Below are 20025 nucleotides of genomic sequence, written 5' to 3'. Positions count from 1 at the left end.
AGGCGGCGCAGCCCGGCCACCAGCGCCCGGTTCACGGCGGCGTAGCATTCCCGGGGTCCGCCGAGCGCGCCGTCCGCCACCGCCACCGAGTAGGTCAGCTCCCGGTCGTGCAGCACGGCGCGCCCTCCGGTGGGGCGGCGCACCACGTCCACCCCGCGGGCGCGGAGGGCGTCCAGGTCGTATCGCCCGGCCGCGGGCTGGTTGCGGCCCAGCGAGAGGCAGGGCGGGTCCCAGCGGTAGAAGCGCAGCACGGGGAGGCCCCCCTGACGGACGGACTCCGCCAGCGCCGCGTCCACGGCCATGTTCCAGGCTCCGGGGGCCGGCGGGGTGTCGAGGAGTCGGAAGACGAGAGAGTGCGGGAGCGCGAGGGTGCGTGAGCGCGGGCGCACTTCACTTTCGCACTCCCGCACTCCCGCGCTCCCGCACTTCATGCGGTCAGACCTCGGTGCTGCCGCCGGGCTCCAGCACGCGGACCTCTGCGCGGTCGCCCACCAGGCGCCGGAACTCCTCCGGGTCCTGCTCGATCAGCGGGAAGGTGTCGTAGTGCATGGGGATCACGGTCCGGGGGCGGATGAACTCCACCGCTCGCGCCGCGTCCTCCGGGCCCATGGTGAAGTTGTCGCCGATGGGGAGGATCGCCACGTCCACCTGGCCCTGGAGGAGCTGCATGTCCATGGTGAGGGCGGTGTCCCCGGCGTGGTAGAGCCGCGTCCCGCCGTTCAGCGTCACCAGGAAGCCGGAGCAGTCGGTGGTGAAGGCGCCCTCGTCGTCGCCGGCCACGCTCCCGGTGTGCAGCGCGGGCGTGAGCTTCACCCTGCCGAACGGGAACCTGTGCGCCCCGCCCACGTTCATCCCGTGGCCGTTCTCCACGCCCTTGCTCTGGCAGAACGAGACCAGCTCGAAGGTGGAGACCACCGTGGCGCCGGTCCGCTTCGCCAGCTCCACGCAGTCGGCGAAGTGGTCGAAGTGGCCGTGGGAGACCAGGATGTAGTCCAGCTTCTCGATGTCGGCGGCCCTGACGTCCGCCTTGGGGTTCTCGTCGAGCCAGGGGTCGAAGAGGATCCGGGTCCCCTCGTCGGTGTCCAGCGAGAAGCAGGAGTGTCCGTGCCAGGTCAGCTTCGCCATCGGTGTCCTCCAGGTGGGCGGTGGGTCGCGGCGGTGGGAACGCGCGAAAAAGGAAACGGCGCAGCCCGCAGGGACCGCGCCGTTCCGCTCGCCGCCTCAGGCGCCGACGTGGCTCTCGTAGGCCGCGGCGTCCATTAGCCCGTCCAGCTCGGCGGGGTCGCCGAGGCGCATCTTCACCATCCACCCCTCGCCGTACGGGTCGCTGTTCACCAGCGCAGGGTTGGCGTCCAGCGCGCCGTTGACCTCCACCACCTCCCCGGCCACGGGCGAGTACAGCTCGGACACGGCCTTCACGGCCTCGATGGTCCCGAAGACCTGCGCCGCCTGGAAGGAGTCGCCCACGCCGGGGAGCTCCACGAACACCACGTCGCCCAGCTCCCCCTGCGCATAGTCGGTGATCCCCACCACCACGACGCCCTCCTCCCCGGTGGTCTTCACGTACTCGTGCTCCTTGGTGTAGCGCAGGTCCTGCGGAACGTTGGCCATGATACGGGTCCTCCAGGGAGAATTTCGGGCCGGAAAGCGAACCGCGGGAGAATAGGAGCGGGGGAGGGGAGCGTCAAGCGGGGGGAGCCGAGCAAAGGGCCGCCTCCACGGGGGAGGCGGCCCGGGACTGCCACGGAGGGGTCGCTAGATCGCCCACACCCTAACGGTGGTGCCGCTCCCGGCTGTGTGGCCCCACTTGTCCGTGACGGTCACGCGCAGGTAGAACGTGTGGGTTACGGGCTCGGGCGCGAAGTCGACCGAATTGGTGGTGCTGTAGCTGTCGGTGGTGGGCTGGAACGGGTACCACTGGAACTGGTTGTAGCTGTACTCCCACTGGTACGTATAGGGTGCCTCTCCCCCGCTGACGGTGGCCGTCCAGGTGAAGTCGCTCGGGGGCGCGTCGGCCAGGGTGTAGATCGCCGTGGGTCCGCTGATCGTGACCGACGGCTCCGCGTAGTTGATGTGGCCGCGGTTCGGCGCGTCCGCTGCGCGAGCGGTCGGCTCGGTCACGTCGCCGCATCCGGCGAGGAGTACGGCGAATGCGGTGGCGAGCAGAGTCAGTCGCATGGTTCCTCCGGAAGATGGCTGGTTGCGCGGTGTCGTCGCTGACGGGTGCTGGGGCGCAGCATCCCGGACCACCACTTACAGAGAAAAGTACCTTTCGCGAGCGTGTAGAAAAAGACATCTATAATGAACACCCGTCGCGGGGGTCGGGCGTGCCTCCCGCGGCACGCCCTCGCCGCGTCAGCTCGCCGGGGGCGCCGCCATCTTCCCCACGAACAGGATCGTTCCCGAGAACCGCTCCCGGATGGCGAACACGAAGGGGCGGTTGAAGACCACCGAGGGCGGCGCGGAGGTGGGGCCGATCGAGACGCGCGTCGCGGCCGCGGCCTCCGTCCCCTCCTCGTTCACCTCCACGAAGGTCTTCTGCAGCACCTGGGTGATGAACAGGTCACGCCCGAGGGGCGAAAGCCCGGTGAAGTCCGCTCCGCCGGGGGTGAACGCGGCCCGCATCCCCAGCGCCTGGAGGGTCGCGTTCAGCTCGTGCGAGTGCTCCAGCCGGAAGCGGGGGAGCCCCACGGTGAACCCGGAGGTCTCCACCAGCCGACCGGTGAGGGCTTCCCATCCCGCCGCGTCGAGCGAGGCGACGAGCCCGTCCACGGAGCGCCCGGGAGCCGGGAGCACCAGCGTCATCACGAAGGCGCCCCGGGCGTAGGGGAGCTCCACCGCCTGGTACTCCGGCCCGGCGGCGTACTGGATCTTCCCTTCGCGCCGCATCATCGGCACCGGGCGCGCGGTCCCGTCCGCCGCGTGGAACGGCTCGGTCGTGGTCTTCGCCCGGTCGAACTGCGTCTGCCAGGTCCCCTTGAAGTACAGCGCGTTCACCAGGTGCATCACGTCGTCGGGGCGGGCGCCCTCCATGATGGTGGTGATCCGCCCGCGCGTGGCGCCGGACACCCAGTTGTTGATCGTCCGCGCCGCCGAGGGGCTGGAGAAGTCCAGCGCCGCCACCTCCGCGTCGTAGTAGCGGCGGGCGTCCGCGAGGAACGCCTGCTCGAAGGGGTAGTCCTGCCGGTACCAGACGGAGTTGGCGATGTGCATCTGGACTCTGCCGTCCAGCCCGCGCAGCAGGTCGATCAGCCCCCGGTAGGCACCGTTGACCTCCGCCTGCGGGAGCGCGCCGAAGCCCAGCGTGGCGACCATCTCGTCCCGCGTCCGGCCGCGGGCCCCGTTGCTCGTCATCCCGAGCGCGAGGGAGGCGCTGAGCGGGGAGACGAAGACGTTCTCCCCCGGCTTGCGGCGGCTGACCTCCCGGAGCAGGTCGAAGGCGAAGCCGTTGCCGGCCGAGACGACCGCTGCCTCCGCGGAGGTCAGCGGGCGCGGCAGCTCCTTCATCGGTCCGGGCTCGGAGGGGGACTCGCATGCTGCGAGCAGCGGCAGGACGAGGAGGCCGTGCAGGGAACGGGGCAGACGCATGGAAGCCTCGCGGGTTCGGGCGTGAGCACGGCGAGCCGATCCGGATTCCCGGACGTCCACCGGCCTGTCTGTGACGATGTCCAGACGAGTGACGCCCGGCGCGGGTGCCGGGTCACGGCGCGGTCCGGGCGGCGGAACGGGGCGGCGCCCAAGTCATTGCCGGACGGGGTCTTCCGCCCCGCGTCGGCCGAACGCGCGGGGGAGCTCGGTGTAGCAGGAGCCGGAGTTTGCGGACCCGTGCTCCCTTCGGTAAGTTTCGCGCGCCTTCCGGCACACCGTAACCGTTCGCGCGGGCGGATCCCCGTCCCGCGGCTGCGCATATCCACGACCCGGCATGACCACCAAGAACAGGAACCTGCTCCGGCACACGGACACCTTCGTCCACCGCCACATCGGGCCCGACGAGGCGGAGGTCCGGCAGATGCTCGGCGCGCTCGGGTACGACTCTCTCGACGCGCTGGTCGACGCCACCGTCCCCGCGTCCATCCGCCTCCGCCGCCCGCTGGCGCTGGGCCCGGAGCGGAGCGAGTACGAGATGCTCGCCGAGCTGCGGGAGATGGTCGGGATGAACCGGGTGTTCCGCTCGTTCATCGGGATGGGGTACCACGGCTGCATCGTCCCGCCGGTGATCCAGCGCAACATCCTGGAGAACCCCGGCTGGTACACGCAGTACACGCCCTACCAGGCCGAGATTGCGCAGGGGCGGCTGGAGGCGCTCCTCAACTTCCAGACGATGGTGGTCGATCTCACCGGCCTCCCGGTCGCCAACGCGTCGCTCCTGGACGAGGGGACCGCCGCCGCCGAGGCCATGGCCATGGCGTACGGGATCGCCGGCGGCGAGGATCGCAACACCTTCTTCGTGTCGCGCGACTGCCACCCGCAGACGGTGGAGGTGGTGCGCACCCGCGCCCGCGCCCGCGGATTCGAGGTGCTGGTGGGCGACCACGAGGCGTTCGACTTCTCGACGCCCGTCTTCGGCGTGCTCCTGCAGTACCCGGCCAGCGACGGCGCGGTGACGGACTACGGGCCCTTCGCGCAGCGGGCCCGCGAGGAGGGCGCGGTGGTCGTTGCCGCGGCGGACCTGCTCTCGCTGGCGCTCCTGGCGCCCCCGGGCGAGTGGGGGGCCGACATGGCGGTGGGGACCACGCAGCGCCTCGGCGTCCCCATGGGGTACGGCGGGCCGCACGCGGCGTACTTCGCCTGCCGCGACGAGCACAAGCGGCAGATCCCCGGGCGCATCATCGGCGTGTCCACCGACGCGCAGGGGCGCCCCGCGCTCCGCATGGCGCTGCAGACGCGAGAGCAGCACATCCGCCGCGAAAAGGCCACCAGCAACATCTGCACGGCGCAGGTGCTCCTGGCCGTCATGTCGGGGATGTACGCCGTCTACCACGGCCCGCAGGGGATCCGGGAGATCGCCGAGCGCGTGCACCTCTTCGCGGCGATGCTGGCGGAGGGCGCGAAGCGGCTGGGGTACCGCGTGGTGCACGAGACCTTCTTCGACACCGTGCGCATCGACGTGGGGAGCCGCGCGGACACGGTGATGGCCGCGGCCCGCGACCGGGGCGTGAACCTGCGCCGGTTCGACGACGCATCCATCTGCGTGGCGATGGACGAGACCGTGGGCGTGGAGGACCTCGACGCCATCCTGGAGGCGCTGAACCGCGGCTCGCAGGTGGACTTCTCCGCCGGGGAGCTGGTGGACGCGGCGGAGACGCGGCTCCCGGCCCCCCTCGCGCGCCGGAGCGAGTACCTGACGCACCCCGTCTTCAACCGCTACCACTCCGAGACGGAGATGCTGCGGTACATCCGCACGCTGGAGAGCCGCGACCTGTCGCTGACGCACTCCATGATCCCGCTGGGGTCGTGCACCATGAAGCTGAACGCCACCGTGGAGATGTTCCCGGTGTCGTGGCCGGAGGTCAACGCCCTGCACCCCTTCGCTCCGCTCGAGCAGACGGCGGGGTACCAGGAGCTGTTCCGGCGGCTGGAGGCCGACCTGGCGGAGATCACCGGTTTCGCGGCGGTGTCGCTGCAGCCCAATGCCGGCTCGCAGGGGGAGTACGCCGGGCTGCTCTGCATCCACGACTACCACCGCAGCCGCGGCGAGGGGCACCGCGACGTCTGCCTGATCCCGCAGTCCGCGCACGGCACCAACCCGGCGAGCGCGGTCATGGCGGGGATGCGCGTGGTGGTGGTCGGCACCGACGCCGAGGGGAACGTGGACCTGGCCGACCTGCGCGCCAAGGCCGAGCAGCACGCCGACCGCCTCTCCGCGCTGATGGTGACCTACCCGTCCACGCACGGCGTCTTCGAGGAGGGCATCCGCGAGGTCTGCGACGTGGTGCACCGGCACGGCGGGCAGGTCTACATGGACGGCGCCAACATGAACGCCCAGGTGGGGCTCTGCCGTCCCGGCGACTTCGGCGCGGACGTGTGCCACCTGAACCTGCACAAGACCTTCTGCATCCCGCACGGCGGCGGCGGCCCGGGGATGGGCCCCATCTGTGTCGCGGAGCACCTGGCTCCCTTCCTCCCCGGGCACGCGGTGGTGCCGGTGGGGCAGGGCGAGGCCGGCGAGGTGTCGGCGGCCCCGTGGGGGAGCCCGAGCATCCTCCCCATCTCCTACGTCTACATCCGGCTGATGGGGGCGGAGGGGCTGAAGCGGGCCACGGAGGTGGCGATCCTGAACGCCAACTATATCGCCCACCGGCTGGAGGAGCACTACCCGGTGCTCTACCGCGGGAGGAGCGGCACCGTGGCGCACGAGTGCATCGTGGACCTGCGGCCGCTGAAGCAGTCCGCGGGGATCGAGGTGGAGGACGTGGCGAAGCGGCTGATCGACTACGGCTTCCACGCGCCCACCGTCTCCTTCCCGGTGGCGGGGACGCTGATGATCGAGCCTACGGAGAGCGAGGCGCTGGCCGAGCTGGACCGCTTCTGCGAGGCCATGATCGCCATCCGCGACGAGATCCGGCAGGTGGAGCTGGGGATCCTGGACCGCCGGGACAACCCGCTCAAGAACGCCCCGCACACACAGGCCGTGGTGATCGCCGACGAGTGGGAGCACGGCTACTCGCGCGAGCAGGCGGCGTTCCCGGCCCCGTGGGTGCGGGAGCGGAAGTTCTGGCCGCACGTGTCGCGGGTGAACAACGCGGCGGGGGACCGGAACCTGATCTGCTCGTGCCCGCCGGTGGAGGCGTACGCGACGGTCTGAGGCTGGTGTGCTGAACAGCGTGGTTTGGGCGTGCCCCCGGCTGGCGCCGGGGTCGGGCTGCGGCGCGGTAACGCACGATACAACCGTGCGTAACCGCGGCGAGCCCCGCAAACAGCGCGGGTCTCGCCCCTTCGGGCTCGCATCCCTCACGCAGCTACCTACGACGCCCTGGCGGGCTTGCTCCGCCGGGGCGTCTCTATCTTCATGCCTCTGGCTGCCTTCAGAACAGCCGTTCGTCCCAGGGGACCCCGAACGGCTCCGACACGGTGATCCGCACCGCGTCCGGGTGCTCCGGGTTGACCAGGACGTTGCGGCCCACGGGGCGGGCGGGGACCGCCGGGACGGTCAGCACGGCGCTCCGGGCCTCCGCCAGCCAGCGGTCGCCGTAGCTCCTGGCCTCGGGGGATCCCTTTGTTTCCCAGCCGGGGAGCGCGGCGGGGTCGAGGATCTCCACCAGGGCGTCGGGGACCTCGATGCGGACGGCGTGGTGCGGGCCGGGGAGAGTGCGGGGGCGGAGGGCGTGCGCCAGCACCTCCAGGATGGCGCCGGCGAGCGAGTCGGCGGCGTAGACGACGGGGCGCCCGGCGGAGTTCCACCGGGCGCCCCGGAGCATCGCGCCGGTGCCGTCGAAGGGCGTGAGGCGCGCCTTGCAGATCCGCCAGGCGACCATCCTCAGACGGGGAGCGAGTACTCCATGCCCATCAGCAGCTCCTCCACCTCGCGGGCGCCCAGGTCGGTGCGGGCCAGGTCGATGGGGCGCTCGTCCCCGAGCTGCGGCTGCGGCGAGGTGAGGAACTCGTGCGCCAGCGCGCGGTCCTCCCACACCTGCTCCGCGAGCGCCGCGACCCGCGCCAGGCGCTCCAGGCGCTGGCTCTCCTCGGAGGTGAGCCGCTCGCGCCGGTGCAGCGTCGTCTTGGGGACGATGCCGTACCGGATCTCCGCGGCGCCGCGCTCGTCGCCCGCCACGTAGCGCGCCGCGGAGTCCAGCGCCTCCACTGGTAGCCCGTCCTCCACCGCCAGCCGCAGCTCCCGCACCGTGCGGACCTCCCGCCCCACCGCCCGCCTCCCGCCCAGGATGCGGTACACGTCGCGCGCGTCGATCATCGGGACCTCCTCGTTTCAGGTGGAACCAGTTTGCGTTCCGGGTGGGAGGACGTCAAGAGGGGCCCCCTCACCCCCCGGCCCCCTCTCCCCCGCAAGCGGGAGAAAGGGGGAGCAGGATAGAAAGCCCCTCTCCCGCTTCCGGGGGATCGGAGGGGGCAAGTCTTTGGGAGGGGCCCGCGTGAGGGATGCGAGCCCGAAGGGGCGAGACCGGCGTAGTTTGCCGGGCTCGCCGCCGTTGAGCACGGTCGTTTCGTGCTCTACGGCGCCGCAGCCCGGCCCCGGCGCAGCCGGGGGCACGCCCGACTCTGCAGTTCACTGACGTTCCTCTCCACCCCCGTCTTCACGAAAAATCCGGTAGGCGGGGTAGGCGATCCGCACGTTCGGCTCCTCCGCGAAGCGCTGCAGGACCCGGCGCGTGACGGTGTCCACGCTTCCTCGGCGCCGCCGCACGTGGGTGAGGAAGCGCAGCGTGAGCTCCACCCCGTGCGCCGCCGTCGACACGTAGACGATGGGCGTCACCCGGCCCGTCCGGAAGGCGTAGCGGCGCTCCATCAGCCGGTAGCCCCGCTCCACCTCCCCCGCGATCTGCGCGTGGTGCTCCTCTCCGGCCTCGCGGAGGATCGCCTCGGCGCGCCCCCAGTCGCTCCCGAAGGTCAGCGTGAAGCGGATCTCCTGCCACACGAAGGGGTTGGGGGTGGAGTTGAAGAACACGCTCGCGGAGACCATCGCGGAGTTGGGGACGGTGACCACGCGCCCGGACGCCTGCGGGGCGAGCACCAGGTTCCCTACCTCCAGCATGGTGGTCTTGAGCACGCCGATGTCGATCACGTCGCCGGTCACCCCGCCGACCTCCACCCGGCTCCCCACGTGGATCCCGGAGCGGCCGGAAAGGTAGAGCCAGCCGACCACCGACTTCAGCACGTCCTGCAGCGCCACGGCCACTCCGGCCACGATCAGCGCCAGCACCGTCCCCAGCCCGGCCAGCCAGTCCGCGAAGAGCGCGATCCCGGTGAGCACCACCAGGATGGCGTACCCGCCGTTGATCCACTTGCGGAGGGTGTGGCGGCGGTTGACGTCCTCGATCGCGGCGCTCGCCTGTCTACGCGCGATTCGCGCGACGAAGTACAGCAGGGCGGCGAGCACCACGAACGCGGCGAGCTTGGTCCCCACGTCGGCGAGGTGCGCGTCGCGCCAGTGCTCCCATGCGGAGGGGAGCGGGACGTGGATCGCCGTCGTGTCGGCCCGGGGGAGCGGGAGCTGCAGCATGCGGCCCGGCGTTGCGGGTGGACGGATGCTGCGGCTCCCGTGCAACCGGTGCGCCACACCGCCCGCCACGCGAAAGGCCCCTCCCCCGCATCACCGGGAAGGGGCCCTCCGTCGCCTACTTCGCACCTCGCACTTCGCACTCCCGCACTCCCGCCCCCCGTCCGTCACCGCGGCGAGAACGTCCCCGACCTCGCCTCGTACTTCCGCGTGGGCAGCCCGATCACCCGCACCACGGCGCGGCGCAGGCCGCTCTCCACCGCGCGGCCCACGGAGCGGCGTCCCTCCACGGCGGGGCGGGCCTCGCCGCGGAGCCAGCGCTGCAGCTCCTCCAGGTCGGAGAGCGAGAGCGTCTCGACCTCCAGCACGGCGATGTAGTAGTAGCGGCCCTGCCGCACCGGCTGCAGGGGGGACGCGAAGGCGCCCTGGACGGCGCTCTCCACCTCGGCGAGCGACCGGAACCGCTGCACCGCGCGGCCGTCGTCCAGCGTGTACGTGTCGTCCAGCGGGTCCTGCAGCACCGCGAGCGCCACGCGGTGCGATCCCTCCAGCCGGTCGAACAGCCCCTTCTCCCACAGCTCCACCCGGAAGCGGATGCGGAGCGGGAGCCCCGAGGCGAGCGCGTCGCGCAGCCCGGGGTCCGTGATCACCCCCTGCATGCGCACCTGGGGGCGCCACCCGGCCGCCGCACCCGCGGGCGCCACCGCGAGGGAGCGCTGCGCCTGCGCGGCCGCGGGGCCGGCGCAGAGGAGGGCCGCCAGGAGGAGCCACGCCGCGCGGCGCAGCGAGCGGACGCTCAAAAGCGGGAGCCGAGCCGGACGAAGAGGTTCACGCCGCTCCCGCCGCGGAGCGGCACGGCCGCGTACACCCCCAGCTCGTCGAAGAGGAGCCCGAAGCCCGCGTCCACCCCCGTCTGCTCGCCGACGGCCCCGCGCCCGGCCCAGCCGCGCCCGGCGTCGGCGAAGAGCACCCAGTCCAGGTCCGCGTTCACGCTCTCCCGGTACCGCGGCCCGTCCTCGTCGTCGTCCCACCACCCCCTTCCGCTCCAGTTGAAGCGGAAGGAAAGGTTGCCGCGGTACTCCGCCTGCACCAGCGCCATCCGGTCGCACCCGTAGCGGGTGAAGAAGGCGACCGGGTCGGCGGAGGCGGCGTCCCCCGGGAGCGCGACGCGTCCGCTGCGCGCGCCGCAGTCGAACTCGAAGAGCGAGTACCCGGGGAGCGAGCCCTCTCCCCCCAGCGCGTGCTGCCGCTGCGGAGGGAGGGGCGAGCCGTCCAGCGAGCCGCCCACCAGCAGGCGCAGGTTGAGGCGGGAGTCCGCGTCGATCCGGTTGTAGCGGCGGACGTCCAGCAGCCCGGTGGTGAAGGCGCCGTACGCCTGGGCCGGCACGACGAGCGGGCCACCCGGGGGGGTGAAGCTCGTCGCGATCGCCGCCGGGCGCACCAGGTCGTCGTCCAGGGCGTGCTCCACCTCACCCCGCACCAGCCACCCGGTGGAGGGCTCGCGGGAGTCGTTGCGGGTGTCCAGCTTCGCCGTGGCGAAGAGGCTGCTCAGCCGCCCCTCCGCCACCAGCGGCTGCGGCCGCCAGGGGTCGCCGTTGTCGAAGATGGTCCAGGGGTCGCCCACCGGGAGGGTCTGGTGGCGCTCGGAGCGGTACCCGGCGGTGAGGGAGACGGGGAGCCCCCGCGGATCGACGCCGGCGTACGCGCTCCACCCCTTCCGCTCGTAGTGGTCGCGGAAGTCGCGGTGGAAGAGGAAGGTGGAGAGGCCGTTCTCCCTGTCGCTCACGTGCCAGTCCTCCACCGGGGCCACCACCGAGTGGACCCCCGCGCCCACGCGCAGCTCGCGCCGCCCGCCGAAGAACTGCTCGGCGCTCACGTCGTGCCCCCACCGCTCCGTGCGGAGGAAGGGCCCGTTCTCGGTGCGGTACACGGCCAGCGCGCGCAGGCGGAACGGGTTCGAGCCGGGGGTCTCGATCACCGGCCCGAAGAGGATCGGCAGCCCCTCCACGCGGTTGTAGCTTTCGCCGGTGGTCACCAGGAAGGTGGCGCGCCCCCTGCGGGCCGCGCCCTCCGCGCGCTCCTCCCGCCGCCCGGGCCGCTCGCGGTCCGCGCGGACGATACGGTCGCCCCGGTGGTGGTAGCGGAGCGGCTCGGAGTAGCTGCGGACCTCCCCGGCGACGCGCGCCTCGTCCAGCCCCTCGACGCGCCCTCCGATCACGGTGAGGTCGCCGTCCACCACCGCGCCGGGAGAGAGCTCCACGTCGCCGTTGATGACCACCACCCGGCCCTCCACGCGCCCGGCGATGGAGAGCGGCCCGCGGAGCACGGCCACGTCGCCGGTGATGGAGCGGTCCTCGGGGATGCGGGTCCGCCCGCTGAAGTGCAGCGTGCGCCGGTCGTTGAAGAACGCCACGACCTCCTCGGCCACTTCGGGCGGGAGGTCCATCCGGCGGACGGTGTCGGCCTGGGCGGTGGGAGCCCCGGGCTCCTGCGCGGCGGAGGGCGCCGCGGCGAGGAGCAGGGCGGAGAGGGCTACGAGGGAGCTGCGCATGGGTCCTGGTCCTCTGGGAAGGGAAGCTGAGTCCAACTCGTCGTGCCCCTGCACAGGGCAGGGGGCATGCCGGATCCCGCTCCTCTTCCAGGTTGTTGTTTACCAAGCACTTGGGAATTTGCGTCCCGCGGGGGCGCGCGGATTTCGTGTCGGACGGACACGCGAACGTGTCTCCCTGCGGCGCGCCCGGGGACTCACCGCTCGATCCCCAGGCGCCGCATCCGCCGGTACAGGTTGGCGCGGTCGGTCTGGAGCCGGCGCGCCGCCTCGGCCATGCTCCCGTCCCCCGCTTCCAGCGCCTGCAGCAGCAGGAACTTCTCGTACCCGTCCAGGCGGTCGGCGAGCGACCCCTCGTCGTCGTCCCGGAAGCCCTCCGGCCCGGATCCCACCGCGGCGCCCGCCAGGAGCGCGCGGATCTCCGCGACGCCCACCTCCGAGCCGGCGTGCAGGATCGTCAGCCGCTCCACGATGTTCGCCAGCTCGCGCACGTTCCCCGGCCAGGGCTGGCGGGCCAGCGCCTCCAGGGCGGAGGGGGCGATCCGCGGTGGGCGGAGCCCGGTGCGGGCGCGGTTCCGGGCCAGGAAGTGCTCCACCAGCAGCGGGACGTCCTCGCGCCGCTCGCGCAGGGGAGGGAGGTGCAGGGGGATCACGTGCAGGCGGAAGTACAGGTCCTCGCGGAAGCGCCCCGCCGCCGCCTCGGCGCGGAGGTCCTTGTTGGTCGCGGAGAGGACGCGCACGTCCACCGGGATGGGCTCGGAGCCGCCGACGCGCTCGATCTCGCCGGCCTCCAGCGCGCGGAGGAGCTTGGCCTGCGCCTCGAGGCTGAGGTCGCCGACCTCGTCCAGGAAGAGCGTTCCGCCGCTCGCCAGCTCGAAGCGGCCGCGGCGGCGCTCCGTGGCCCCGGTGAAGCTCCCCCGCTCGTGCCCGAACAGCTCCGACTCCACCAGGTCGCGGGGGATGGCGGCGCAGTTGAGGCGGATGAAGGGGCCGCCTGCGCGCGGCGAGAGACGGTGGACGGCCGCGGCGGCCAGCTCCTTCCCCGTCCCCGACTCGCCGGTGATGAGGACGCGCGCGGGGGTGGGGGCCACGCGCTGGATGAGGGCGCGCACCGCCTCGATCCGCTCGCTCCGCCCCACCATCTCCTCCCCCTCGCCCAGCTCCTCCCGCAGCGCGCGGTTCAGCTCGCGCGCCCGCCGCAGCTCCAGCGCGGAGCGGAGCGTCACCAGCACCGCCTCCGGGGAGAGCGGCTTCTCGATGAAGTGGAAGGCGCCCAGCTTGGTGGCGCGCACCGCGTCGGAAAGGGTGGCGCGCCCGCTCATCATCACCACCGGGAGGTCGGGCGCGGCCTCCTGGATGCGGGGGAGGACGTCCAGCCCGGTCTCCTCGGGCATGTACATGTCCATGAGCGCCGCGTCGGGCTCTTCGGAGAGCACTTCCGCGAGGGCGCCCTTGGCGGTGCCGGTCTCGCGGACCCGGAACCCTTCGGCGCGGAGGAGGCTTCCGAGCATCCGGCGGATGTTCGGCTCGTCGTCGGCGATCAGGATGGTCGACATGGAGGTCGCGTGCGGGCGGGGGCGGCGGGACCGCCGGAAGGCGGCCGCGCCCCTTCTACGCCGGAGGGGCCCCGGGGGTTTCCGCGTCGCGCGCGCCCGCCACGGGGAGGGCCGCACGCGACCCACGCGCCGGGAGGAGGACGCGGAACTCGGCGCCGCCCTCGGCGCGGGTGCGGGCCGCCACCTCCCCGCCGTGTGCCTGCACCGTCTGGCGGACCAGCGCCAGACCCAGCCCCGTCCCGCGCGACTTGGTGGTGAAGTCCGGCTCCCAGATCCGCTCCAGGTGCTCGGCGGGGATCCCGGGGCCGGTGTCCGTCACCCGCACCTCGATCGCCTCGCCGAGCGTGCGGGCCACCACCGTGACCGACCCCTCCCCGCCCACCGCGTCCGCGGCGTTCAGGAGGAGGTTCGCGAAGGCGCGCGAGAGGGCGTCGTAGTGGCCGTGCACGGGGGGGAGGTCCACGGGCGCGCGGAGCCGCCCCGCCACCTCCGGGGGGAGGTGCGTGCGGAGGAGGTAGTCCAGCATCTCCGGGAGGTCGATCTCGCTGGTGGGCCCCTCCGGGAGGCGCCCGAACTGCGCGAACGAGCGGGCCAGCTCCTCCAGCCGCGCCGACTCCGCGGCGATCACCTCCAGCGCCTCCCGGCCTCCGGGGGTGGCCGGCTGCGCCTCCAGCGAGCGCAGCGCCAGGCGCATGGGGGTGAGCGGGTTCTTCAGCTCGTGGGCCACGCTGCGCGCCATGGACACCCAGGTGCGCATCCGCTCCGCCTCCAGGGCGCGCGCGCGAGAGGCGGCCAGCTCCGCCTCCATCTGCCGGAAGGCGGAGCGGAGGATCCCGAACTCACCCTCCGTGGCGGGGCGGTCGGGGGAGGGCAAGGGGAGCGCCTCCCCGCGCCCGATGCGCCCCGCCCATCCCACCAGCTCCGCCACCGGCCGCGAAAGCTCCCGCGCGATCCCGCCGGAGACGCGGAACGCCAGCCAGGCGAGGAACGCCCCCAGCACCACCGCCGCTACGGGGACCGCCACCATGGCGCGCCGCAGCAGCCACTCCCACCGGCGCGCCTGCGTCAGCGAGGCGGACAGCTCCGCGCGGTGGCGGGCCGCCGCCCGGGCGAGCGCCGGGTCGCCCGCCGCCTCCGCGTGCTCCACCAGCTCCCGGCCGCTCCCGGCGATCCGCTCCCACGCCTGCAGCGAGTCCGTGCGCGCGACCGTGGCGGACAGCAGGTACGTCCCGGCGCCCAGCAGCAGGAGCGACGGGAGGATGGAGAACAGGACCAGCGCGGTCCGCAGGCGGCGTTCGAAGGAGCGGGCCATTCGGGGCTTTCGGACAGGCTGCACCGGGGGTACTTTCGCGCAGGTCAAAGGTACCCGGTTCGTTAGTTTCGAGGCAAGACGTGGGGAGAGCGGGGTTTGGGCGTGTCCCCGGCTGGGCCCCCTCCCCCGGCCCCTCCCCCGCAAGCGGGAGAGGGGTGAACGGCAACTGCCGTTCGGGACCCTCGCGGAGGTGGTGACCGGGAGGAGGTGGGGTGCTCCCGGAGGAAACGCCTCGTGTCCGAGCGAAGCGAGTGCTCGCAAGCGAGTCCCTTCGGGTGTGGCGTTTCCGGAGGGAGCGCCCCGCCGACGACCCTGCGCGCCAACGCCAGGACCCGCCTTTTTCCCGGCTGGCCCCTGTAACCTGTCCCCTGCCATTGAACCTCGAAGCCGAGCTTCGCCGCCGCTTCGCCGTGCGCACCGAGCCCTTCGTGCACGGGGGGCTCTCGCTGGAGATCCTGCTTCCCGACGCGGCGGACGAGCTGATCGACGAGGCGGAGTTCGACGTCGACGAGCGGCTGCCGTACTGGGCGGACCTGTGGCCCTCCGCGCGCGCCCTCGCCCGCCGCCTCCTCGACGCCCCGGTGCCCCCCGGGCCCGTGCTGGAGCTGGGGTGCGGGGTGGCGCTCCCGTCGCTCGTGCTCCTGTCACGCGGCGTGGACGTGCTCGCCACCGACTGGTACGCCGATGCGCTCCTCTTCGCCCGCGCCAACGCGGAGCGCAACGGGCTCCCGCCGCTGCGCACGGCGCCGCTCGACTGGCGGGAGATCCCGGAGGAGCTGGGCCGCTTCCCGAGTGTGGTCGCGGCGGACGTGCTCTACGAGATGCGCAACGCGGAGACGCTGGCGCTCGCGCTCCGCCGCCTGGTGGCGCCCGGGGGGAGCGCCGTCGTCGCCGATCCTGGGCGGGTCTACCGCTCCGCCTTCGTGGAGCGGATGGAGGGGGCCGGGTGGAGGGTGGAGGAGGAGCGCGTCCGCGAAGCCGCGGACTATGCGCCGGCCGGGAGCCAGGAGATCCGCCTCCTCACGCTCCGCCCCTCGCCGACGTGACCCGCGGGGTGGACATGCCCCGCCCCGCGCGGCTATCGTCCCGCATCTTGTGGCGCGTCCGCGGCGGACGCGCCCCGCTCCCGCAGCATCATCCATCATGAAACGAACCCGCAGCAGCCTCCTCCTCCTGGCCCTCCTCGCGGGGCCCGCGCCCACGCTCGCGCAGCAGGCGCCCGCCGCACCCGCCGCCGAGCGGGTGGACGCGCGGGTCAACGCCCGCATCCGCGACGAGGGGATGAACCGCTCCCGCGTAATGGAGACGGCCGTCTACCTCTCCGACGTGATCGGGCCCCGGCTGGCCGGGTCGCCGCAGTACCTCCGCGCGGCCGAGTGGGCGCGCGACCGGATGACCGCCTTCGGGCTGGCGAACGCCGCGCTGGAGCCCTGGGGGACGCGCCGGGGCATCGGCTGGGAGACCACGCGCCACTCGGTGGAGCTGGTGTCGCCGTACTACGCGCGCATCGTCGCCTACCCCAAGGCGTGGAGCCCGGCTACCGAGGGCGTCGTCCGCGGGGAGCCGGTGCTCGTCTCCATCCGCAACGAGGCGGACCTGGCGCGGTACCGGGGGCAGCTCCGCGGCAGGATCGTGATGAACGGCGAGGCGGTCATCGACACCACCCGCTTCGCCCCCACCGGGCGCCGCTTCACCCAGGCGCAGCTCGACTCGATCGCGGGGCTCACCGACCCCGGATCCCCACGCGACTACGCGGACGATTCCGGCGGCTACGCGGACCGGGTGCGCCAGCGGAACCGCCTCGCGGCCCTGCTGCGCGAGGAGGGGGTGGCCGCGCTCCTGGAGCCCGCCCGCAGCCCGCACGCGGTGGGCGTCTCCGGCTACCAGGCGGCCGACAGCGACGTAAGCGGCGCCGTCCCCGCTTTCGTGGTGGACGCCTGGGACTACGCGCGCCTCGCCAACCTGGTCCGGCTCGGCGGGGCGCCGGTGCTGGAGGTGGAGCTGCGGACGCGGACCACGCCCGCGGCCCCGCAGAGCTACAACGTCGTGGCCGAGATCCCCGGGAGCGACCCGCGCCTGCGCGACGAGGTGGTGATCGTCGGGGGGCACCTGGACACCTGGAACGTGGGGACGGGGGCGACCGACAACGCCGCCGGGGTGGCGGTGGCGATGGAGGCCGCGCGGATCCTCCGGGCGGTCGGGGCGAAGCCGCGGCGCACGATTCGGGTCGCGCTCTGGGACGCCGAGGAGCACGAGGACTACTTCGGCTCCGGCGGGTACGTCCGCAGGCACTACGGCGACCCGGAGACGGGGCGCACGCTCGCCGGTCAGCGGAAGGTGTCCGGGTACTTCAACGTCGACAACGGCGCCGGGCGCATCCGGGGGATCTACCTGCAGGGGAACGAGGCGGTGCGCCCCGTCTTCTCGGCGTACCTGGAGCCCTTCCGCGACCTGGGCGCGGCGAACGTCACGCTCAAGAACGCGGGGAGCACGGACCACATGCCCTTCGTGGGGGTGGGGATCCCCGCCTTCACCTTCATCCAGGACCCGCTGGACTACCACACCCGCACCCACCACACCAACAAGGACGTGGCCGCGGCGCTGCTGGAAGGCGACCTGAAGCAGGCGGCCGTGGTGGTGGCGAGCGTGCTGTACCACACGGCGAACCGGGACGAGATGCTGCCCAGGAGGTGAGGGCGGGGGAGTGCGAAGTGCGGACGGCCGGGGACGGCCCCTGGAACGCCGCGAGCCCCCGCCCGGTGGGGCGGGGGCTCGCCGGAGAGGCCGCCGGCGGCGTCCTATCGCCTTTCCCCGAAGCTGTACACGAAGTTGATCAGGGGGAGGCAGCACAGCAGCTCGTCGCCGCTGTACAGGAGCCCCAGCCCCGCGTCGGCCGAGAGGCGCTCGCCGAAGAAGCGGAGCCCGCCCGACACCAGTGCGCCCGACTCGCCGAAGACGAAGTAGTTCTCCGTCAGGAACTTGGTGCGCCGCCCGGTGCGCGACTCGGCGCCGAGCATCACCAGCGGCCGGTTGGACACGTCGCCGTTCCCCTCCCCGGCCGTGAAGCCCCACCCCGCGCCCGCGGTGAAGGCGTTGTCCCGGTCGCCCCAGGTGCCGACGCCGTACGCGATCCCGGCGGTGCCCCCGTCGAAGAACCCGGCGAACACCCCGGCCGAGAGCTGCATCCGCGGCGCGCTCACCAGGAGGACCTTGGGTCCCACGTACGCGAACTCGCCGATGGCTTCGGGGATGATCGGCGTCCCGGCCGCCACGGTGAAGCGGTTCGTCACCCCGTACGTCACGAAGGGGAAGAACAGCTCGTACACTCCGAAGTACCCCTCTCCCGCCGACAGCGCCCGCCCCGTGGGCGCGAAGAAGAGCCGGGTCGCGTGCGGGTCGTCCTCCCACACCACCCCGCCGCGCACGGTGCCGGCGACCGGGCGGAGGGAGCGGATCTGCGCGCGGCTCAGCTCCACCCGCGCCCCCGCCTGCGTCTCCAGCACGATCCGCCCGTCCTGCACCTCCACCACCCGGCCGAACAGGGTGGAGCCGTCGGAGAGGCGGACCTCCACCAGGGTGTCGGACACGGCGATCCGCTCCGGCACCTGCGCCACGGCGGGGGAGGGGGCGAGCGCCGCGGCGGCGGCGAGGAGGAGGAGCGGGAGGGCGCGTCCGGCGGCGCGCAGAAGCGCCCCATGCAGGGTGGCGATCATCGGTTCACCAGGGGAAGTGTGCGGGTGGGAAGGGCCGAGGTGGACTGCCCTCCGCGGAGAAGATAGGCGCGCCGACGCCGCCCGACAACGAGCCGGCTCACCGGCCGCCTCCGAACGCGTAGGAGAAGCTGAGGATGGGGAAGTACGGCATGTCCTCCGCCCCCTCCCCGAAGATGAACATGAGCCCGTAGTCCACCGTCCAGCGGTCGCCCAGGCGGCGGATCCCCACCGAGCCCGCGCCGCCATCGCCGGGGATCAGCCAGTTCTCGGTGATCAGCTTGTTCCTGCGGCTGACGCGGCGCTCCCCGCCCACCATCACCGGGACCTCCGTGCGGCCGCTCGTGCGGTAGACGCCGGCCCCGGCGTGCAGCGCGTCGTCGCTGCTGCCGAAAGTGCCCACGGCGTAGGCGACCCCGTGCCAGGCGGCCTCTCGCAGCTCGCCACAGTAGGGAGCACAGTACTCCTCGTTGTCTCCCGGGAGGCGGATGGCGAACACCCCCGTGGAGACCTGGGCCCCGGGCCGGTCGAGCACCCGCACCTTTGGGGCGATCCAGGCTGGCGTGTCCCGCAGCGAGCCGCCGATCCACGGGATCCCCCCGGCGAGGGTCACGCCGTCGGTGGCCCCGTAGCCGACGAAGGGGAGGAACAGGAACACGCCGCCGTATCCCGCCCCTTCCCGCAGCGTGCGGCCGGTGGGGGCGAAGAAGAGGCGGGTGGTGTGCTTGTCCTCTTCCCAGAACACGCCCTCCACGATGCGGCCCCGCACCGGGCGGACGCGGACGAAGCGGCCCCTGACGTCCAGGAACTCCCCCGAAATGGTCTCGAAGCGGATCGTGTCGCCGCGGACCTCCACCACGCGCCCGACCTCCCGGGAGCCGTCGGCCCTGCGGAGTTCCTGGAGCGAGTCGGCCGGGAACGGGTCTGCGCTCGTCTGCGCGGCGGCGGGGAGGAACGCGGCGGCGAGCGCCCAGAGGGCGGCTGCACACACGACGCTGGCCTTCATCTCGTGCTTCCTTGTGTCCGGTGAGGGGCCGCGAGCGGGCGCGGTTGCTTGCCCCGCCGCGATGGGTGGGGGTATGTTAGCGCGGACGGATAAACGCATCGTCCTCCCCGGATCAACTCGCCGTCATCCCAGCGGTATGCTCTCCCTGAAGCTGTTCGGCGGCGCCTCGCTGGTGAACGCCGAGGGCCCGGTCGCCGGCCCCGCCGCACAGCGCCACCGCCTGGCGCTCCTCGCGCTGCTCGCCACCGCTCCCGAGGGGAAGGCGAGCCGCGACCGCCTCATCGGCCATCTCTGGCCGGAGAGCGACGACGCCGCGGCGCGCCGCCTCCTGAACGTCGCCCTGCACGCGCTTCGCAAGCAGCTGGGTGAAGATGCGCTGGTCTCCCTGGGCGACGACGTGCAGCTCCGGTCCGCCGTGGTGCACAGCGACGTGGGGCGCTTCCGCGCGGCGCTGGAGGCGGGGGACCGCCGCGTCGCGGCGGAGCTCTACGCCGGCCCGTTTCTGAACGGGTTCCACCTGGGTGGGGCGGGGGAGTTCGACCGCTGGGCCGAGGGGGTGCGCGACGGGCTGGCCCGCGCCTACCTGGAGGTGCTGGAGGCGCTGGCGGAGGACGCTGCGGCGGCGGGCGACCCCCGGGCCGCCGTGGCGTGGTGGCGCCGCCTGGCCGCGGAGGAGCCGCTCAACGCGCGGGTGGCACTGCGGCTCATGGAGGCGCTGGAG

The 20025-nt window shown here is 73.1% G+C and carries 18 protein-coding genes; 4 read left to right on the top strand and 14 right to left on the bottom strand.

Features of this window, described 5'->3' with window-relative positions:
• From VGR37_18985 to VGR37_18965, 5 genes are all read right to left on the bottom strand, one after another.
• On the bottom strand, positions 1-302 hold a 302-nt coding region (locus VGR37_18985), incomplete at its 3' end, for a hypothetical protein (GenBank protein HEV2149493.1).
• 133 nt (positions 303-435) lie between these two features.
• A complete protein-coding gene (locus VGR37_18980; protein HEV2149492.1) occupies positions 436-1125 on the bottom strand; it encodes a metal-dependent hydrolase in 690 nt (229 codons plus the stop codon).
• A gap of 96 nt (positions 1126-1221) precedes the next feature.
• Positions 1222-1611, bottom strand: coding sequence for a glycine cleavage system protein GcvH (gene gcvH / locus VGR37_18975; protein ID HEV2149491.1), 390 nt, complete (start codon positions 1609-1611; stop codon positions 1222-1224).
• Between the two features lie 144 nt (positions 1612-1755).
• Entirely contained in the window at positions 1756-2178 is a 423-nt protein-coding gene (locus VGR37_18970) for a hypothetical protein (protein ID HEV2149490.1), read from the bottom strand.
• A 177-nt stretch (positions 2179-2355) separates the two neighbouring features.
• Positions 2356-3507: a serpin family protein gene (locus VGR37_18965; GenBank protein HEV2149489.1), complete on the bottom strand. Its 1152-nt coding sequence runs from the start codon at positions 3505-3507 to the stop codon at positions 2356-2358.
• Between the two features lie 415 nt (positions 3508-3922).
• Between VGR37_18965 and gcvP the strand changes: the two genes are divergently transcribed.
• Positions 3923-6805, top strand: coding sequence for an aminomethyl-transferring glycine dehydrogenase (gene gcvP, locus VGR37_18960; GenBank protein HEV2149488.1), 2883 nt, complete (start codon positions 3923-3925; stop codon positions 6803-6805).
• A 220-nt stretch (positions 6806-7025) separates the two neighbouring features.
• Here gcvP and VGR37_18955 read toward each other — a convergent pair whose 3' ends face one another.
• From VGR37_18955 to VGR37_18925, 7 genes are all read right to left on the bottom strand, one after another.
• Positions 7026-7475 carry an RES domain-containing protein gene (locus tag VGR37_18955; protein HEV2149487.1) on the bottom strand — a complete coding sequence of 150 codons (450 nt, stop codon included), beginning with the start codon at positions 7473-7475 and terminating at the stop codon, positions 7026-7028.
• Positions 7476-7477: 2 nt separating this feature from the next.
• Entirely contained in the window at positions 7478-7909 is a 432-nt protein-coding gene (locus VGR37_18950; protein ID HEV2149486.1) for an antitoxin Xre/MbcA/ParS toxin-binding domain-containing protein, read from the bottom strand.
• 312 nt (positions 7910-8221) lie between these two features.
• On the bottom strand, positions 8222-9175 hold the full coding sequence (locus VGR37_18945) for a mechanosensitive ion channel domain-containing protein (protein HEV2149485.1): 954 nt from the start codon (positions 9173-9175) through the stop codon (positions 8222-8224).
• 164 nt (positions 9176-9339) lie between these two features.
• Complete coding sequence (locus VGR37_18940; GenBank protein HEV2149484.1) at positions 9340-9972, bottom strand: hypothetical protein; 633 nt, start codon at positions 9970-9972, stop codon at positions 9340-9342.
• Positions 9969-11723 (bottom strand): polymer-forming cytoskeletal protein, encoded by a 1755-nt coding sequence (locus VGR37_18935; GenBank protein ID HEV2149483.1) that lies wholly within the window; start codon positions 11721-11723, stop codon positions 9969-9971. The genes VGR37_18940 and VGR37_18935 overlap by 4 nt, the downstream gene beginning before the upstream one ends.
• Before the next feature lie 194 nt (positions 11724-11917).
• Positions 11918-13276: a sigma-54 dependent transcriptional regulator gene (locus tag VGR37_18930; GenBank protein HEV2149482.1), complete on the bottom strand. Its 1359-nt coding sequence runs from the start codon at positions 13274-13276 to the stop codon at positions 11918-11920.
• 55 nt (positions 13277-13331) lie between these two features.
• Positions 13332-14588, bottom strand: a complete 1257-nt coding sequence (locus VGR37_18925) for a HAMP domain-containing sensor histidine kinase (GenBank protein ID HEV2149481.1) — start codon at positions 14586-14588, stop codon at positions 13332-13334.
• A 374-nt stretch (positions 14589-14962) separates the two neighbouring features.
• Between VGR37_18925 and VGR37_18920 the strand changes: the two genes are divergently transcribed.
• The gene (locus VGR37_18920) at positions 14963-15634 is read left to right on the top strand and encodes a methyltransferase domain-containing protein (protein HEV2149480.1); all 672 of its coding nucleotides are present in this window, start codon (positions 14963-14965) and stop codon (positions 15632-15634) included.
• 97 nt (positions 15635-15731) lie between these two features.
• Complete coding sequence (locus VGR37_18915; protein HEV2149479.1) at positions 15732-17282, top strand: M20/M25/M40 family metallo-hydrolase; 1551 nt, start codon at positions 15732-15734, stop codon at positions 17280-17282.
• A 104-nt stretch (positions 17283-17386) separates the two neighbouring features.
• On the opposite strand, the gene VGR37_18910 is transcribed toward VGR37_18915, so the two are convergent.
• Both VGR37_18910 and VGR37_18905 read right to left on the bottom strand, forming a co-directional pair.
• The gene (locus VGR37_18910) at positions 17387-18301 is read right to left on the bottom strand and encodes a hypothetical protein (GenBank protein ID HEV2149478.1); all 915 of its coding nucleotides are present in this window, start codon (positions 18299-18301) and stop codon (positions 17387-17389) included.
• A 97-nt stretch (positions 18302-18398) separates the two neighbouring features.
• Positions 18399-19304, bottom strand: coding sequence for a hypothetical protein (locus VGR37_18905; GenBank protein HEV2149477.1), 906 nt, complete (start codon positions 19302-19304; stop codon positions 18399-18401).
• A gap of 136 nt (positions 19305-19440) precedes the next feature.
• Between VGR37_18905 and VGR37_18900 the strand changes: the two genes are divergently transcribed.
• A partial coding sequence (locus VGR37_18900; GenBank protein HEV2149476.1) for a winged helix-turn-helix domain-containing protein occupies positions 19441-20025 on the top strand: 585 nt, incomplete at its 3' end.

The sequence above is a fragment of the Longimicrobiaceae bacterium genome, from assembly GCA_035936415.1.
Classification (GTDB): domain Bacteria; phylum Gemmatimonadota; class Gemmatimonadetes; order Longimicrobiales; family Longimicrobiaceae; genus JAFAYN01.
This window is presented reverse-complemented; position numbering and strand designations above follow the sequence as displayed.

Bases quoted from the DNA above. Each gene is read 5' to 3' on its own strand.
- VGR37_18980 (HEV2149492.1), bottom strand. From the start codon at position 1,125: ATGGCGAAGCTGACCTGGCACGGACACTCCTGCTTCTCGCTGGACACC.
- gcvH (HEV2149491.1), bottom strand. From the start codon at position 1,611: ATGGCCAACGTTCCGCAGGACCTGCGCTACACCAAGGAGCACGAGTAC.
- VGR37_18970 (HEV2149490.1), bottom strand. From the start codon at position 2,178: ATGCGACTGACTCTGCTCGCCACCGCATTCGCCGTACTCCTCGCCGGA.
- VGR37_18965 (HEV2149489.1), bottom strand. From the start codon at position 3,507: ATGAAGGAGCTGCCGCGCCCGCTGACCTCCGCGGAGGCAGCGGTCGTC.
- gcvP (HEV2149488.1), top strand. From the start codon at position 3,923: ATGACCACCAAGAACAGGAACCTGCTCCGGCACACGGACACCTTCGTC.
- VGR37_18955 (HEV2149487.1), bottom strand. From the start codon at position 7,475: ATGGTCGCCTGGCGGATCTGCAAGGCGCGCCTCACGCCCTTCGACGGC.
- VGR37_18950 (HEV2149486.1), bottom strand. From the start codon at position 7,909: ATGATCGACGCGCGCGACGTGTACCGCATCCTGGGCGGGAGGCGGGCG.
- VGR37_18945 (HEV2149485.1), bottom strand. From the start codon at position 9,175: ATGCTGCAGCTCCCGCTCCCCCGGGCCGACACGACGGCGATCCACGTC.
- VGR37_18935 (HEV2149483.1), bottom strand. From the start codon at position 11,723: ATGCGCAGCTCCCTCGTAGCCCTCTCCGCCCTGCTCCTCGCCGCGGCG.
- VGR37_18930 (HEV2149482.1), bottom strand. From the start codon at position 13,276: ATGTCGACCATCCTGATCGCCGACGACGAGCCGAACATCCGCCGGATG.
- VGR37_18925 (HEV2149481.1), bottom strand. From the start codon at position 14,588: ATGGCCCGCTCCTTCGAACGCCGCCTGCGGACCGCGCTGGTCCTGTTC.
- VGR37_18915 (HEV2149479.1), top strand. From the start codon at position 15,732: ATGAAACGAACCCGCAGCAGCCTCCTCCTCCTGGCCCTCCTCGCGGGG.
- VGR37_18910 (HEV2149478.1), bottom strand. From the start codon at position 18,301: ATGATCGCCACCCTGCATGGGGCGCTTCTGCGCGCCGCCGGACGCGCC.
- VGR37_18905 (HEV2149477.1), bottom strand. From the start codon at position 19,304: ATGAAGGCCAGCGTCGTGTGTGCAGCCGCCCTCTGGGCGCTCGCCGCC.